Source organism: Amycolatopsis sp. lyj-346 (genome assembly GCF_046548975.1).
Classification (GTDB): Bacteria; Actinomycetota; Actinomycetes; order Mycobacteriales; family Pseudonocardiaceae; genus Amycolatopsis.
In genome coordinates, this window is sequence record NZ_JAJPWT010000003.1 from 212,762 (window position 1) to 227,770 (window position 15,009).

The 15,009-nt window shown below is 72.2% G+C and carries 16 protein-coding genes; 8 read left to right on the forward strand and 8 right to left on the reverse strand.

Annotation, left to right across the window (positions count from 1 at the left end; translation table 11 throughout):
• Positions 1 to 20: 20 nt before the first annotated feature.
• Positions 21 to 854: a GGDEF domain-containing protein gene (locus ACLJQE_RS12625; RefSeq protein WP_410639371.1), complete on the reverse strand. Its 834-nt coding sequence runs from the start codon at positions 852 to 854 to the stop codon at positions 21 to 23.
• Positions 855 to 1,123: 269 nt separating this feature from the next.
• On the opposite strand from ACLJQE_RS12625, the gene ACLJQE_RS12630 reads away from it, so the two are divergent.
• The 7 genes from ACLJQE_RS12630 (at position 1,124) to ACLJQE_RS12660 (ending at position 8,243) form a co-directional block, all read left to right on the forward strand.
• Positions 1,124 to 3,355: a sigma-70 family RNA polymerase sigma factor gene (locus ACLJQE_RS12630; RefSeq protein ID WP_410639372.1), complete on the forward strand. Its 2,232-nt coding sequence runs from the start codon at positions 1,124 to 1,126 to the stop codon at positions 3,353 to 3,355.
• A gap of 10 nt (positions 3,356 to 3,365) precedes the next feature.
• Positions 3,366 to 3,875 carry a GtrA family protein gene (locus tag ACLJQE_RS12635; RefSeq protein ID WP_410639373.1) on the forward strand — a complete coding sequence of 170 codons (510 nt, stop codon included), beginning with the start codon at positions 3,366 to 3,368 and terminating at the stop codon, positions 3,873 to 3,875.
• Between the two features lie 37 nt (positions 3,876 to 3,912).
• Positions 3,913 to 4,440, forward strand: a complete 528-nt coding sequence (locus ACLJQE_RS12640) for a GtrA family protein (RefSeq protein WP_410639374.1) — start codon at positions 3,913 to 3,915, stop codon at positions 4,438 to 4,440.
• Between the two features lie 244 nt (positions 4,441 to 4,684).
• Complete coding sequence (locus ACLJQE_RS12645; RefSeq protein WP_410639375.1) at positions 4,685 to 5,980, forward strand: MFS transporter; 1,296 nt, start codon at positions 4,685 to 4,687, stop codon at positions 5,978 to 5,980.
• A gap of 14 nt (positions 5,981 to 5,994) precedes the next feature.
• The gene (locus tag ACLJQE_RS12650; protein ID WP_410639376.1) at positions 5,995 to 6,843 is read left to right on the forward strand and encodes an NAD(P)H-binding protein; all 849 of its coding nucleotides are present in this window, start codon (positions 5,995 to 5,997) and stop codon (positions 6,841 to 6,843) included.
• 19 nt (positions 6,844 to 6,862) lie between these two features.
• Positions 6,863 to 7,507 (forward strand): response regulator, encoded by a 645-nt coding sequence (locus tag ACLJQE_RS12655; RefSeq protein WP_410639377.1) that lies wholly within the window; start codon positions 6,863 to 6,865, stop codon positions 7,505 to 7,507.
• 103 nt (positions 7,508 to 7,610) lie between these two features.
• A complete protein-coding gene (locus ACLJQE_RS12660; protein ID WP_410639378.1) occupies positions 7,611 to 8,243 on the forward strand; it encodes a LuxR C-terminal-related transcriptional regulator in 633 nt (210 codons plus the stop codon).
• Positions 8,244 to 8,268: 25 nt separating this feature from the next.
• Here the strand turns inward: ACLJQE_RS12660 and ACLJQE_RS12665 are convergent, their stop codons facing one another.
• Together ACLJQE_RS12665 and ACLJQE_RS12670 are read right to left on the reverse strand one after the other, a co-directional pair.
• Entirely contained in the window at positions 8,269 to 9,552 is a 1,284-nt protein-coding gene (locus ACLJQE_RS12665) for an ATP-binding protein (RefSeq protein WP_410639379.1), read from the reverse strand.
• 3 nt (positions 9,553 to 9,555) lie between these two features.
• Complete coding sequence (locus ACLJQE_RS12670; RefSeq protein ID WP_410639784.1) at positions 9,556 to 10,251, reverse strand: response regulator transcription factor; 696 nt, start codon at positions 10,249 to 10,251, stop codon at positions 9,556 to 9,558.
• 42 nt (positions 10,252 to 10,293) lie between these two features.
• Here ACLJQE_RS12670 and hisN point away from each other — a divergent pair, with 42 nt between their 5' ends.
• Positions 10,294 to 11,079 carry a histidinol-phosphatase gene (gene hisN / locus ACLJQE_RS12675; RefSeq protein ID WP_410639380.1) on the forward strand — a complete coding sequence of 262 codons (786 nt, stop codon included), beginning with the start codon at positions 10,294 to 10,296 and terminating at the stop codon, positions 11,077 to 11,079.
• Positions 11,080 to 11,175: 96 nt separating this feature from the next.
• Here hisN and ACLJQE_RS12680 read toward each other — a convergent pair whose 3' ends face one another.
• The 5 genes from ACLJQE_RS12680 to ACLJQE_RS12700 form a co-directional block, all read right to left on the reverse strand.
• Positions 11,176 to 11,436 carry a hypothetical protein gene (locus tag ACLJQE_RS12680; RefSeq protein WP_003105220.1) on the reverse strand — a complete coding sequence of 87 codons (261 nt, stop codon included), beginning with the start codon at positions 11,434 to 11,436 and terminating at the stop codon, positions 11,176 to 11,178.
• Positions 11,436 to 12,407, reverse strand: coding sequence for a TNT domain-containing protein (locus ACLJQE_RS12685; protein WP_410639381.1), 972 nt, complete (start codon positions 12,405 to 12,407; stop codon positions 11,436 to 11,438). Before ACLJQE_RS12685 ends, ACLJQE_RS12680 begins: the two co-directional genes overlap by 1 nt.
• 167 nt (positions 12,408 to 12,574) lie before the next feature.
• Complete coding sequence (locus ACLJQE_RS12690) at positions 12,575 to 13,504, reverse strand: hydroxymethylglutaryl-CoA lyase (protein ID WP_410639382.1); 930 nt, start codon at positions 13,502 to 13,504, stop codon at positions 12,575 to 12,577.
• A complete protein-coding gene (locus ACLJQE_RS12695) occupies positions 13,504 to 14,094 on the reverse strand; it encodes a PH domain-containing protein (RefSeq protein WP_410639383.1) in 591 nt (196 codons plus the stop codon). Before ACLJQE_RS12695 ends, ACLJQE_RS12690 begins: the two co-directional genes overlap by 1 nt.
• A gap of 84 nt (positions 14,095 to 14,178) precedes the next feature.
• On the reverse strand, positions 14,179 to 14,976 hold the full coding sequence (locus ACLJQE_RS12700) for a biotin--[acetyl-CoA-carboxylase] ligase (protein ID WP_410639384.1): 798 nt from the start codon (positions 14,974 to 14,976) through the stop codon (positions 14,179 to 14,181).
• Between the last annotated feature and the right edge of the window lie 33 nt (positions 14,977 to 15,009).

Consider the following 15,009-nt stretch of genomic DNA (forward strand, 5'->3'; position numbering starts at 1 on the left):
AACCGGACTTTTCCGGTGTTCTACGCGCGCGCCAGGTGGGCCATCAGGTCGCAGGCGAGCTCGTGGGTGGCGGGCAGCCGCACCGCCGAGACGCGGGGCCTGCCGATGTCCGCCAGCTGCGCGTCGACCGCCAGCCGCTCGTGCAACGCCCTTCGCAGCGCGACGCCGTGTGAAGCGACCCGCTCGTCCTTCGGGACCAGAGCCGCGACGACGGACGGCCCCAGCGAAGCGACGCTCTGGCCGCTGTCGAACACCGACCGCATGGCGTCCGCGACCAGGATCATCCCGGTCAACCGCGGGAAGCCGGCGACGGCGCTGAGGTCGAGCGAGACGACGAGCAGCACGTGGTCGTCGGCGGCCGGCCGCTCGCGCGCGGCGGCGGCGCGGTAGACCTCCTCGAGCCGGGTCCGCAGGTAGGCGGCCGACGGGAGGCCGGTGAGCGGGTCGGTCACTTCGGTGTGCACGAGCTGGTCGGTGGCGACGTCCGCCCAGGCCAGCGCGGTGGTCCGGAGCAGCCGCGCCGGGGTGGCGTCGACGTCCGGGGCGACGAACCCGTCGTTGCCGTGACCGAGCACCGCGTGCAGCGCGGCGAGGTCGGCGAGGGTTTCCGCGAGCCCCGCACCGGCCGCCGCCCGTGCCCTGGCCAGCCCGGCCAACGCGGTTTCGGCGGCTTCGACGCGGCCTTTCGCCATCACGGCCGCGCAGACGGCGTCGACCTCGGGCAGGGCCCAGTCGCTGGGAAACCGCCAGCCGGCGGCGAGGCTGGCCGTGCGCCAGCGGGCCCGCAGCCCGCGCAGGGAGGCCTGCGTGGGCGGGGCGTCCTCGGAATCGGGCCGCGCAGCCGGAACATCCACTGGCCACCCGCCCTTTCGTCCGGTTCGCAACGATCTTGTCCGGTGCTTCACGATGAGGACGTGCACCGGGGGACACCGTGACGCGTACTGACCAGTTTTTGTCGTGAAGCTTTTCCCCGCCCCGGCACGGGGGTGGGTGATTTTGCTCCGCCGTCGGAGTCATCAGGCCGACCACGACGTGACCGCCGGAGGGAGGTCAGTCACACTGGTCTCGCGTCCCGGATCGGCCCATATTGGCAGGTCCTGGCTCTAGCCGACCGAGGAGTGCCGTGTCCACCGTTCCCGCCGATCTCAGCGGAAAGAGTGACGCCGAGCTGATCGCGGAAGTCCGCTCCGGGAAGATCGCGTCGTACGGCACGCTCTACGAACGGCACACCGGCGCGGCCCGCAATCTGGCCCGTCAGCTGGCCCGCTCCAGCTCCGAAGCCGACGATCTCGTGTCCGAGGCGTTCGCCAAGGTGCTCGACACGCTCCGTGGCGGCAAGGGGCCGGACACAGCCTTCCGGGCGTACTTGCTGACCGCGCTGCGTCACACTGCGTACGACCGCACCCGCAAGGAACGCCGGGTCGACCTCAACGAGGACATGACCGAGGTCGGCGGCGCGGCCGCCGAGGCGCTGACCGTGCCGTTCTCCGACACCGCGGTCGCCGGGCTCGAGCGGACGATGGCCGCGAAGGCGTTCGCCCGGCTGCCGGAACGCTGGCAGGCGGTGCTCTGGCACACCGAGATCGAGCAGCAGAGCCCGGCCGAGGTCGCGCCGCTGCTGGGCCTGACCGCGAACGGCGTCTCCGCACTCGCCTACCGCGCCCGTGAAGGACTCCGCCAGGCCTACCTGCAGGTCCACCTGCAGGAGAACGCCGGCGAACGCTGCCGCGCCTGCGCCGAGCGGCTCGGCGCGTGGACCCGCGACGGACTGTCCAAACGGGAACGCGCCCAGGTCGAGAGCCATCTCGACGAGTGCGACCGGTGCCGCGCGCTGGCCGCGGAGCTGGCCGACGTCAACGGCGGGCTGCGCGCGATCATCGCCCCGATCGTCCTGGGCGGCGCCGCGCTGGGCTACCTGGCCACCATCGGCGCCGCGAAGGCGAGCGCGGCCACGGCGGCCACCGCGGGCGCGGCCGCCGCCGGTGCCGCGGCGGCCGGCGGCAAGGCCGGTGCGTCCGCGGGGGCCGCTTCGGCGGGGCCCCGCCAGTTCGCCGGGGTCGCCGCCTCGGGCACGGCGATCGTCGCGGCCGTCGTCATCGCGCTCACCGCGGGCGGCGGGACGCAGGAGATCCCGGTCGCCGCCTCGGTGCCGCCGCCGGCCCAGCAGGTCGAACCGCCGGCCCCGAAGCCCCAGCCACCGGCACCGCCCGCGCAGCCACCGGCACCGCAGCCACCCGAGCCCCCCGCACCGCCCGCGGCTCCGCCGGTCGAGCCCGCCCCGCCGCCGGTGGCCCCGCCCGCCCCGGCCCCGCCGGCCCCGCCCGCGCCGGCGCGGCCGTCGATGTCCGCGACGACCCCGCCGGAGGGCGTCGAGCTCAGCCCGGGCACCGCGGCGAACCTGCCGATCACCGTGCGCAACGACGGCGGCAGCGTGTCCGAGCCGGTGGCGGTCGCGCTGAACCTGCCGCGCGGCGTGCGCGCGATCGACACCGGTGGTGGCGGCGCGCCGGGGGCCCGCGCGCAGGCCCCCGGTCCGGTCTCGGTGAACTGCCCCGGCGGCGAAGGCGTGGTCACCTGCAGAACCGGCGCCGGCCTGGAGCCCGGCCAGAGCGCGACGCTGAACTTCCGGCTGCAGGCCGACGAAGACGCCGAAGGCGGCACGGTGACCGGGTCGGTCACCGCCGGCGTGCAGATCTCCGTCGACGTGAGCGTCAAGGTCTCCGTGAAGGTCCCGCCGGACGCCGTGGTCCTGGAAGCGCAGGGCGACGGGCTCTCGGCGTTCCCCTGGAACCACCACCCGCTGGTCTACGTGCGGGTCCGCAACACCGGCGAGACGACCAAGCCGGTCACGGTCACCTTCGACCACCCGCTCAAGCAGTGGTGGAGCCTGCGCGGCTTCCCCTGCACGACCACCGGCGACGGCGCGAGCTGCACGACGAAGAGCGCGGTGGCGCCGGGTCAGCACGTCAACCTGTGGGTGCGGCTGATGGGCCGTTCCAACGAGGGTCGCGTGACGATCACCGCGCAGCTCGGCCGGGCGACGGCACCGCCGGTGACCGTGGACTTCGGCTGCTGGCGCCACTGGTGCGGCAAGGACCCGCTGCCCACGCCGACGCCCCCGTCGATCCCGAAGCCGTCGATCCCGAAGCCGTCGATCCCGACGCCGTCGAAGCCCTCGAAGCCGACCCCGTCCAAGCCGACGCCGAAGCCACCGGTGACGACGACGGAAGAGCCGACCGGCCAGCCGACGGTGTCCTCGACCACGACGAGCGCACCGCCGCGGTCCGGCGGGAAGCCGGGGGCCAAGCCGCCGACGGTCAGCCCCGAGAAGGCTTACCGGTGGCTCACCGGGTAGCGTCCGCGCGGTGCGCGAGCTGCTGAACAAGCATCGCGAGCTCCTCCGCTTCGCCGTCGTCGGCGGGATCAGCTTCGTGATCACGATGTCCGTCAACTACGGCCTGAAGTTCACCGTGCTGCGGACCCACCCGGTGACGGCGCTGATCGTCGGTGTCCTCGTCGCGACGATCTTCTCCTACGTCGCCAACCGCGAGTGGTCGTTCCGCACCCGCGGCGGCCGGGAGCGGGCCCACGAGGCGGCGCTGTTCTTCCTGTTCAGCGGCATCGCACTGGGCCTGAACGCGCTCCCGCAGTGGTTCTCGCGGTACGTGCTGGACCTGCAGGCGCCGCGGTTGCCGCCGTTCGGCGTCGAGGTGGCGGACTTCGTCAGCGGCATGGTCGTCGGCACGCTGCTGGGCACGCTGTTCCGGTGGTGGGCCTTCAAGAGGTGGGTCTTCCCGGACGCCGGTGGCCGCCCGCACGCGGTGCCCGCCGCAACCTCGGAAGATCCGGACATTCACGACAGCAAGGCCGCCTGAACCACAGGTCAACGCGTGTTCTCCTAGACTGCACGGTGTGACCGTTGTGGAAACCGTGCTCAAGCGCACGCCGGAGCCACTGCGTTCGGTGCTGATCAAGCACCGGGAGCTGCTGAAGTTCGCGATCGTGGGCGGCACGACGTTCCTGGTCGACAACGGCGTCTGGTACGCGCTCAAGCTGACGGTGCTGGAGCCGAAACCGACGACGGCGAAGGCGATCGCGATCATCGTCGCGACCATCGTGTCCTACATCCTCAACCGCGAGTGGTCGTTCCGGACCCGCGGTGGGCGGGAACGGCACCACGAAGCCGCGTTGTTCTTCGTCATCAGCGGCATCGCGGTGGGCGTCAACCTGGTCCCGCTGATCGTCTCGCGGTACGTGCTCGACCTCGAGGTCCCGCACGTGACGTTCCTGGTGCAGGAGATCGCGGACTTCGCGAGCGGCTCGATCATCGGCATGCTGCTGGCCATGTTCTTCCGCTTCTGGGGTTTCAAGAAGTGGGTCTTCCCGGACGAGCTGGGTGAGCGGCGGCGGGACAACGACCAGGTCACCCGCCTGCCCTGACCGGCACCGCAAAAGTACTTGTCTTTTGACATGTAGTTGTCTACTGTCATCCTCGTCAGTGTTCCTGCGCAATGGACGCCGTCCGGGTTCGGCCGGGCGAGCGGGACGATTCGAGGTGGTTTCCGAGCGCGAAGAGGTCGCATCCGTTCGCGGATGACGATGGAGCCTTTTCCCGACTCGACGTCGGCGTGTGTTTTCCGCACGTCCGCATCTCTCGTCCCTTCTGGCGAAACAAGGATTCTTCTTGAGCACGATCGCGCCTCCGCGCGCCCTGAAACCTGCCCTCACGGGCCTGTTCCTGTCCGTTTTCCTCGCGATGCTCGACGCCCAGGTCGTCGCCACCGCGCTCCCCCGGATCGCCGCCGAGTTCGGCGGAACCGGCGCCTACGCCTGGGTCACCACCGCCTACCTGCTCGCCGGCAGCGCCACCGCGCCGCTGTACGGCAAGCTCGGTGACGTCTTCGGCCGCAAACGCGTGCTCCTGGCCGCGCTCGCCCTCTTCCTGCTCGGCTCGCTCGCGTGCGGCCTGGCGCCGTCGGCGGCGTTCCTGATCGCCGGGCGCGTGCTGCAGGGCGCCGGTTCCGGCGGCCTCTTCGTCTCCGTCGGCGCTTCGCTGGGCGAAATGTTCTCGCCGCGCGAAGGCGCGAAGTACTTCGGCTGGTTCTCGATCTGCTTCGCCGTTGCTTCACTCGCCGGTCCGGTCGTCGGCGGCCTGCTCACCGGGCTCGCCGGGTGGCGGTCGATCTTCCTGGTCAACCTGCCGCTCGGACTCGTCGCCCTGGCCTGCCTCAGTGCTCTCGACCTGCCGAAGCGACGCCGTGAAGCACCGTTCGACTTCGCCGGCGTCGTCCTGCTGGGCACGGCGATCACCGGGTTCACCCTGCTGACGCCGTGGTCGATCGCGCTCGGCGCGGGCGCGGCCGGGGTGTTCGTGTTCGTCGAACGGCGGGCCCCAGCGCCCGTGCTGCCCCCACGGCTGTTCCGCGACCGGACGTTCAGCGTGTCCGTGCTGCTCAGCGTGCTCGCCGGGTTCGCCTTCCTCGGCTCGGTGAACTACATCGCGGTGCTCCTGCAGGCCGACGCCGGTCCGGCCGAAGGCGGGCTGCGGCTGCTTCCGATGACGATCGCCGTCGCGGTTTCTTCCGCCGTTGCGAGCAAGGTCATCGCCCGCACCGGCGCGTACCGCTGGGCGCCGCGGCTGAGCATGGCGCTCGGCCTGCTCGCGGTGCTCGGCCTGCTCACCCTGGACGACCTGCCGTCCGTTCTCGGCTGCCTGGTCGTCTTCGGCTTCGCGGCCGGGCTGAACCTGCAGGTGCTCGCCATGGCCACGCAGAACACCGCACCCGCCGCGGACCGCGGCGCGGTCGCCGCCGGCGTCAACCTCGCCCGCGCGCTCGGGTCGGCCCTCGGCCCGGTCGCGCTCGGCTTCGCCTACCACGCCGGCACTCACGGCGTGTTCCTCGCGCTGCTGCCCGTGCTCGCGCTCGGCCTCGTCACGGCGCTGGCGCTCCCCCACGTCCCGCTTCGCACCCACCACTGAGAAGGAGAACCAGGATGATCTTCGTCCTCGGCGCCACCGGCAAGGTCGGCCGCCACCTCGTCCCCGCCCTGCTCGACACCGGCACCGGAGTCCGCGCGCTGACCCGCGACCCGGCGAAGGCCCGGATCGACCCGCGTGCCGAAGTGGTCCGCGGTGACCTCGACACCTCGGACCTGCCCGCCCTCCTGGACGGCGCCGACCGCGTGTTCGTGCTGACCCAGGGGCACAGCGCCGACCGGGAAGCGGCGGTCGCGCAGGCCGCCGCCCGGTCCGGCGCCACCCACCTCGTCAAGCTGTCCACCACGGGTGTCCACTTCGGACAGAAGGACCCGATCTCCCGTGCGCACGCCGAAGCCGAGCAGGCGGTCCGCGAAGCCGGGCCGGCGTGGACGATCCTGCGGCCCGGTGCCTTCATGGACAACCGGTTCTCCTGGATCGGCTCGATCCGCGAAGAAGACACCGTCTACGTGCCCGAAACCGACCCGCCTTCGGCACTCGTGCACGTCCGGGACATCGCCGCGGTCGCGACGCTCGCGCTCACGACGTCCGGGCACGAAGGCGCGACCTACGAGCTCACCGGCGGCGAATCCCTCACCGCCGAGCGGCAGGTGGCGATCCTGTCCGAAGCTCTCGGCCGTCCGCTGAAGTACGTCGAAGAGACCGAAAGCGCCGCGAAGGACCGCCTGATCCGGATGTACGGCTGGCCCGCGAAGGCCATCGATGGTCTCTTCGCGCTCAAACGCGAGTCGGCCCCGCACGAGCACGTCGTCTTCGACACCGTCGAGCGGCTCCTCGGCCGGCCGCCGCTGAGCTTCGCGGCCTGGGCACGGGAGAACGCGTCCGCGTACCATCACCAGGAGTGACGACGGGGAGGTGAGGCGGATGAGCGACCTGCGCGTCCTCGTCGTGGACGACCATCCCCTGTTCCGGATCGGCGTGGGAACGCTGCTCGCCGCCGAACCCGGGATCGAGGTCGTCGGCGAGGCCGCCAGTGGAGCCGACGCGGTCACCTCCGCCGCCGCCCTGCGGCCGGACGTCGTGGTGATGGACCTGCACCTGCCCGACCTGTCCGGGATCCAGGCGACCCGGCACATCGTGGCGGCGAACCCGGGCACCGGCGTGCTGATGCTGACGATGGCCGACGAAAGCGAGTCGGTCTTCGCGGCGATGCGCGCCGGTGCCCGGGGCTACCTGCTCAAGGACGCCGAGCCGGACGAGATCATCCGTGCCGTCCAGGCGGTCGCCCGGCGGGAGGCGATCTTCGGCCCGGACATCGCGAACCGCGTGCTCGCCTTCTTCAACCAGCCGCCGGCCAGCGAGCCGGTGTTCCCCGAGCTGACCGGACGCGAGCGCGAGGTGCTCGCCCTGATCGCGGCCGGGCACAGCAACAGCCTCATCGCGAGCACGCTGTGCCTGAGCCCGAAAACGGTGCGCAACCACATCTCGAACGTCTTCGCCAAGCTGCACGTGGCCGACCGGGCCGAGGCGATCGTCCGGGCCAGGGACGCGGGCCTCGGCCGGTCCTGACGCACCGTCCACCCGGGCAACATCGGGACGCCGGTCCCATGCGCCCGGGACACGCGAGCGGGCAGGCTGGGCAACCTGCACCGTTCGAGGGGAATGGGGAACGATGTTCGAAACCGAGCGGACCCCGGTGGTGGTCCGCGCCACCGATCCGATCCTGCACAACGGCGTCTGCATGGCGCTGCGTTCGCGCGACGACGTCCGGGTGGTCGACGGCGACGCGGCCGACCCGGCCCTGGTCGCCCTGCTGGTGACCGACCGGCTCGACGAGCCGATGACCCAGCTGCTGTCCGCGTTGCACCACCAGGGCTTCACCCGCATCGTGCTGGTCGCGGGCGAAGTCGACGACAACGAGATCCTCAACGCGGTCGAGCACGGGGTCTGCGCGGTCGCCCGCCGCGCGGACGCCGGACCCGAGGTGCTCGTCCGCCTGATCAAAGCCGCGGCGGCCGGGGAAGGCGCGTTGCCGCCCGACCTGCTCGGCCGGTTGCTGAGCCGCGTTTCGCGCCTGCAGCACCAGGTGCTCCAGCCGCGCGGTCTGCGCCTGGGCGGCATGAGCGACCGCGAGACGGAGGTGCTCAAGCTCGTCGCGGCCGGGTATTCGACGCAGGAGATCGCCGGCGAGCTGTGCTATTCGCAGCGCACGGTGAAGAGCATCCTCCACGACGTGACCAACCGGTTCCAGCTGCGGAACCGGTCGCACGCGGTCGCTTACGCGTTGCGGGAAGGGCTGATCTGACCGGACGGCCGCGGCCCGCGCTTCTCTAACGCGGGACGCGCTCGGCCGGCCAGCGCACCTCGGGGACGTCGCTCGGCCGCGGCACCTTGAGGAACAGGCTGAACACCGCCGGACGGCGGTTCGACAGCTCCAGGCGGCCGCCGTCGGCCTCGGCCAGCGCCCGCGCCAGCGCCAGCCCCACGCCGGTCGAGCCGCCGCCGGAGAAACCGCGTTCGAAGATGTGCGGCGCGAGCTCGTCGGGGACACCGGGGCCGGTGTCGCTCACCTCGATCACCACCGTGCCCTCGGTGTCGCCGCGGCGGGCGGCGATCGTCACCGTGCCCGCGCCGTGGCGCAGCGCGTTGTCCAGCAGCACCCCGACGACTTCCCGGAGCCGTCCCGGCGTGGCCCGGGCCATCAGGCCGTCGGCCACGCGCGTCCGCAGGTTGCGGCCCTCCGCGCGGAGCAGCTCCCGCCACTCCTGCGCCATCTCGGGCAGCTGCGTCGGCAGGTCCACCGGTTCCGCGCCCACCTCGCGCGCCGCGCGGGCGGCCGCCAGCAGCTCGTCCAGCGCCTCGGCCAGCCGGTCGGCCTGCTCCTGGGCCGCTTTCGACTCGACGGCCACTTCGTCGTCCGGGTGCACCGTGAGCGGTTCCAGCCGCAGCTGCAACGCCGTCAGCCGGCTGCGCAGCTGGTGCGAGACGTCGCCGACGAGCTGGCGTTCCCGCTGCACGAGCTGGGCCAGTGCGGTGCCGGACGCGTCCAGCGCTTCGGCGACCATGTCGAGCTCGCCGACGCCGTAGCGGCTCGGGTCGGGCCGGAAGTCGCCGCCGCCGAGCCGGGCCGCGCGTTCGGCGACGTGCCGCAGTGGTTTCGCGAGCCGCCGGGCCGTCGCGATCGCGACCACCGCGCCGGTGCCGATCGACAGCAGCACCAGCAGCAGCACGACCAGCGTCACCGTCGTCTGCCGCTGGTGCATCGGGCCGGCCGGGACGGCGATCTCGACCTTGCCGTCCCGGGCCAGGTCGGCCGTCTCGGTGACGGTGTCGGGACCGGGATTGCTGCCGTAGCGCTTCTCTTCCTGGCCGCTGGCCCGCACGGTGAGCAACCCGTTCGCCGGGACGGCCGCGCGCACCTGGTCGAGGTCGATCTCCTGGCCGTTGGCGATTTCGGTGTCCAGGATCGCCGCCGCCGCGCGGGCGTTCTCGGCGAGCGTCTCGCGGTAGCTCGACTCGATCTGCCAGCTCGCCACGATGCCCAGCGGGATGCCGAGGACTGCCGCGGTGACGGCGACGGCCAGCAGGATGGCCAGCAGGATGCGGCGGCGCACGGCTTATTCGGCGTTGAAGCGGAAGCCGACACCGCGGACGGTCGCGATCCGCCGCTCGCCGTCGTGGGTCTTGCTGGTCCGGCCGGCGGCCTCGTCGGCGGCGATGGCGAGCTTCCGCCGCAACCACGACATGTGCATGTCGAGCGTCTTGGACGTCTTCGACTCGAGGTCGTTCCAGACCTCGGCGAGGATCTCGTCGCGGCTGACGACCTGACCGGCGCGGGTCATCAGCACGCGCAGCAGCTCGAACTCCTTGTTCGCCAGCTGGACCTCGTGGTTGTCCACGGTGACCAGCCGGGCACCGAGGTCCATCCGCACCCCGCCGGACTCCAGCACCTCGGGCGCCCGGCGGCGCAGCAGCGCGCGGATCCGGGCCAGCAGCTCGGCGAGCCGGAACGGCTTGGCGACGTAGTCGTCGGCGCCCGCGTCCAGGCCGACGACGAAGTCGACCTCGTCGGTGCGGGCGGTGAGCATCAGGACGGGCAGCTCGGTGCCCTGCGCGCGCAGGCGGCGGCAGACCTCCAGACCGTCCATTCCGGGCAGGCCGAGGTCCAGCACGAGCAGGTCGACGCGGTGCGCGGCGGTGGCGTCGAGCACCGAAGGGCCGTCAGTGACGACGTGGATCTCGTATCCCTCACGTTCGAGGGCGCGGGAGAGCGGTTCGGCGATAGCCGGATCGTCTTCGGCGAGTAGGACCATGCTCACCTGGCCAACTCTACGGCTCGCGGGCGTGAAACCATCGTGACCGTGCCTGGCTACGAAGATGATCTGGCTCTCGCCACCCGGCTGGCCGATGCCGCCGACGCGATTACGACGGCGCGGTTCCGCGCCCTGGACCTGACGGTGGAGCGCAAACCCGACCGCACGCCGGTGACCGACGCCGACACCGCGGTGGAAGACGCGATCCGCGCCCTGCTGGCTTCGGAACGTCCCGGCGACGCCGTGCTCGGCGAGGAGCGCGGCGGTTCGGCGGCGACGGGCCGCGCGTGGGTGCTCGACCCGATCGACGGGACGAAGAACTTCCTCCGCGGAGTACCCGTTTGGGCGACCCTGATCGCGCTGGTTTCGGACGGCGACCCGGTGGTCGGCATGATCAGCGCGCCCCTGCTGGGCCGCCGCTGGTGGGCGGCTTCGGGGGCCGGGGCGTTTTCTTCGGACACCGCCGGGACCCGGCAACTGTCCGTTTCGAAGGTTTCGTCCCTTTCGGACGCCTATCTGTCCACAACGGACCTCAACTCGTGGACCGAGTACCACTCCCGCGAGAAGTACCTCGGCCTGGTGGACGCGTGCTGGGAGACCCGCGCGTTCGGCGACTTCTGGCACCACGTGCTCGTGGCCGAAGGCGCCCTGGACGTAGCGGCGGAGTGCATCGTCAACCCGTGGGACGTCGCGGCCGCGCAGGTGATCGTGACGGAGGCGGGCGGCCGGTTCAGCGATCTGGACGGCGTCGGGCGCTACGACAACGGGAGCGCGCTCTCCACGAACGGCCGTCTCCACGACGAGGCGCTGGCCATCCTCAAGCGCTGACCCCGAGCGCCCCAATGTGGCCTTGGTTGCGTTCAACGCACCGAAGGCCACCTTGGGTGCGTTCAACGCACCGAAGGCCACATTGGGGCGCTTGGGTCAGGAACCCGGGAGCAGGCCGACGGCGCCGCGGGCGACCTGGGCCCAGGCCAGCCGGCCGAACAGGTAGTGGCACGCGACCTGTTCGCTGGTGAACCGCGCCCAGTCGTAGCGGTTGCCCTGCTCGCGCCAGAACACCTCCCACGCCTCGTCTTCGCCCTGCATCAGGCACCAGGCGTTGTCGACCTCGGCGCCGAGCGAGACGACCTCCGGGGGCACGCCCAGCACGCCGAGCCACCGCTGGATCGACTGGGTGTTCATCAGTCCTCTTCCCCCTTGGCCTCGGCGAGGTAGCCGAGAGTCACCAGTTCGTCGGCCGCCAACAGGGCACGGTACCGGGTGCCGCCGCCGACCTGGCCGAACCAGTTCGCGGTCTCCGAGCGCCACATCGGCACCGCGCGCACCACGACGTACCGGCGGTACTCGGCGTCCAGCGTCGCGGGCGGCAGCGAGCGTTCCGCGAACGGCGTGCCGTCGGCGAAGAGGACCCGCCCGTAGGCCGGGCCGAAGCGGTCGAGGACCGTGTCGGCCGGGACCATCACCGGCTCGGGCCACTCCACGCTGCACTCGGGGAACTGCTCGCCCGGCGGCCACGCGTACTCGGGACCGAGCTCGCTGTGCCCGACGACGAACCGGCGGATCCACACCGCCTGCGTCGCCCGCGCATACGGCACGTACCCCTCGGTCAGGTGCCGTGGCACCGGCCGCGACGGCGCGGTCGGCGACCGGCGGAAACCCGCGGTGACGTTGGTCAGTGCCTGGTCGTCGAAGATCAGCCGGGCGTCCGGGTGGTCGTTCGGCGGGAAGCCGTCCGGGTCGTCGGGCAGCGGCAGCTGGCGTGCGGGCTTGTCCATCGCCACCGGCAGGTGCCCGATCGGGAACATGTGCACCAGGAACAGGGCGACGATGCTTTGCCGTTCCGTGCGCGGCGAGCCGAGCGGCGGCAGCGGTACGGGCGCCCCCGGGTTCGGCGGCGGCCCCGCCACCGGCGGAGGTGGCCCGGCCGGCGCCGGCGGGGGCGGAGGGGCGGGGGCGGGCGGGGCCGGGGGCAGCGGGAACGGCGGCAGCAGCGGCGACACCGCGTGCGGCCACGCCGCGGGGTTGCCCGAGGGCGGGGTCGGCGCCTCTTCGAAGGCGCCCGAATCCGCCAGGCCGTACCCGGGCAGCTGCACCGGCCCGGTGTCGAGGTCGGCCTCGACCGGTTCGGAGCCCGCCTCGGAAGGCTCGGTCACACCCATCCTCCGGCTCGGTCGGTGCCCGGGGGCACACGCAGTTCGACGCGGCCGCGGCGCTGCCGGTCCCCCTTGATACCGCACCCCTTCCCCCAGGGCGCGACGAGGTCAGTTTCTCTTTCGGGGGCTCCGGGTGGCGGAGCCCCCAGCCCGGGGCGAAGCCCCGGTCAGCACAGCGCGGCCACCACGCGGGACGGGCTCGGGCGGCCGAGCTGTCCCGCCATCCACGCGCTGGCCGCCACCAGCGCGTCCAGGTCGACGCCGTGGGCGACGCCGAGCCCGTCGAGCATCCACACCAGGTCCTCGGTCGCCAGGTTGCCGGTGGCCGATTCGGCGTAGGGGCAGCCGCCGAGCCCGCCCGCCGAGGAGTCCACAGTCGACACTCCACATCGGAGCGCGGTCAGGGTGTTGGCGAGAGCCTGGCCGTAGGTGTCGTGGAAGTGCACGGCCAAAGTACCGACGTCGTCGAACAGCCCGACGAGCGTTTCGACCTGCCCGGCCGTCGCGACGCCGATGGTGTCGCCCAGCGAAAGCTGGGAGCACCCCATGTCCAGCAGACGGCGGCCGGCGTCGGCGACCTGCTTCGCCGGCACGACGCCTTCCCAGGGGTCGCCGAAGCACATCGAGAGGTACCCGCGCACGTCGAGACCCGCTTCGCGGGCCCGCGTGACGACCGGCTCGAACATCGCGAACTGTTCGTCGAGCGACGAGTTGAGGTTCTTGCGCGCGAACGTCTCCGTCGCGCTGGCGAAGATCGCGATGTGCTCGACGCCGGCGTCGAGAGCCCGGTTCAGGCCCTTCTCGTTCGGCACCAGCACCGGGTACCGGACGCCTTCGCGGCGGTCGAGCCGGGCCAGGAGCTGCTCGGCGTCGGCCAGCTGCGGCACCCACTTCGGGTGAACGAAGCTGGTCGCCTCCAGCGTCGTGAGCCCGGCGCCCGCGAGCCGGTCGAGGAACTCGAGCTTGACCTCGACCGGGACGATCGCTTTCTCGTTCTGCAGCCCGTCGCGCGGGCCGACCTCCCAGATGGTGATCCGGTCCGGCAGTTCACCGGCCGAGGGGACCCGTTCGGGCAGGCCCAGTTCGCGGGTGCCCATCAGCGGCGTCGCTCGCCGCGCGGCGGGCGTCCGCCGCCCTGTGGCGGCAGGGGCGTGGTCTGCTGGGGCTGTTGCGGAGCGGCCTGCCGGTAGTCGTCGTACGGGTTGTCGTTGACCTCGCGGTAGATCACCGTGTGCACCTTCTCCACGTGCGGGATGTCCTCGAAGCGCAGCGGCTCGTCGGAGGCCGACTCGATGAGCAGCGTGCCGCAGCCGAAGATCCGGTCGAGCAGGCCGTGTTCGAACTGGACGCTGTTGATCCGGCCCATCGGGATGTCGATGCCGGTGCGCTTGAGCACGCCTTCGCGGGCGATCAGCCGGTCGGTCGTCACGATGAAGTGGGTGGTGCGCCAGCGCACGAGCGGCGCCAGGAACAGCCACACGACCACCACGAGCACGACGACCCCGATGGCGATCAGCCCGACCGAGTTCCACGGCGCCGCGGCGTCCTTGGTCATGAGCACGCCCCAGATGCCCGCGCCCAGGGTGACCAGCAGCGCGAGCGTCGGGAAGATCAGCATCTTGAAGTGCGGGTGACTGTGCACCACGACGTGCTCGTGCTCGCTGAGCAAATCGTCCGGATAAGCCACGGCGGACGCTCCCAAGGTCGGTGCGGCGGTGTCGTCTCACCGTACCGGCGACGCGACGGGCGGTGGGCGCAACGCCCCGAAGAATCAGGCCGGACGCACGTGGACCACGTCACCGGCGAAGACGGTGTGCCGCTGCCCGCCCGCCACGTCGACCTGCAGCTGGCCGGCGGCGTCGATGCCGGCCGCGCGGCCGGTCAGCGTCGTCCCGTCCGGCAGCTGCACCTCGACGTCCTGGCCGAGGGTCGCGCAGTGGGCGCGGTAGTCGCCGAGCAGCCCGGCCTCGGTGAGGTCGCCGCCGGCCAGGCGCCAGCGGCGTTCGAGGTCGGCGAACCCGGTGAGCAGCGCAATGGCGACGTCGGTGCGGTCGGTGTTCGTGGCGCCCTGCTCGGCCAGCGACGTCGCGGGCAGCCCGCCCGGCCCCGGCCGGACGTCGCCGAGCGGCAGGACGTTGAGGCCGATGCCGAGCACGATCGACGGGTTGTCCCCGGCGACGGCTTCGGCGAGGATGCCGGCGCACTTGGCGCCGTCGACGAGGACGTCGTTGGGCCACTTGAGCACGGCGTCCACCCCGACGGAGGCAGCGGCGGCCCGGACGGCCAGCCCGGCGACGACGGACAGTGAGCCGAGCACCGCGAAGGGGACGCCCGGCCGGAGGGCGACGCTCAGGTACAGCCCGGCGCCCTTCGGCGAGCTCCACGACCGAGCCCGCCTGCCGACGCCGGCGGTCTGCTCCTCGGCGAGCAGCACGGTCCGGTCCGCGGCGCCTGTTTCGAGCGCTTTTCGCAGGTCAGCGTTGGTGGAGCCGGTGCGCTCGACGACGTCGACCCGCGCGTACCGGTCTTGGAGCGCGGCGGTGAGCCGGGCAGCATCGATCTCCGACATGCGTCCACAATATGGGAGTCCCCCTAACGTGCA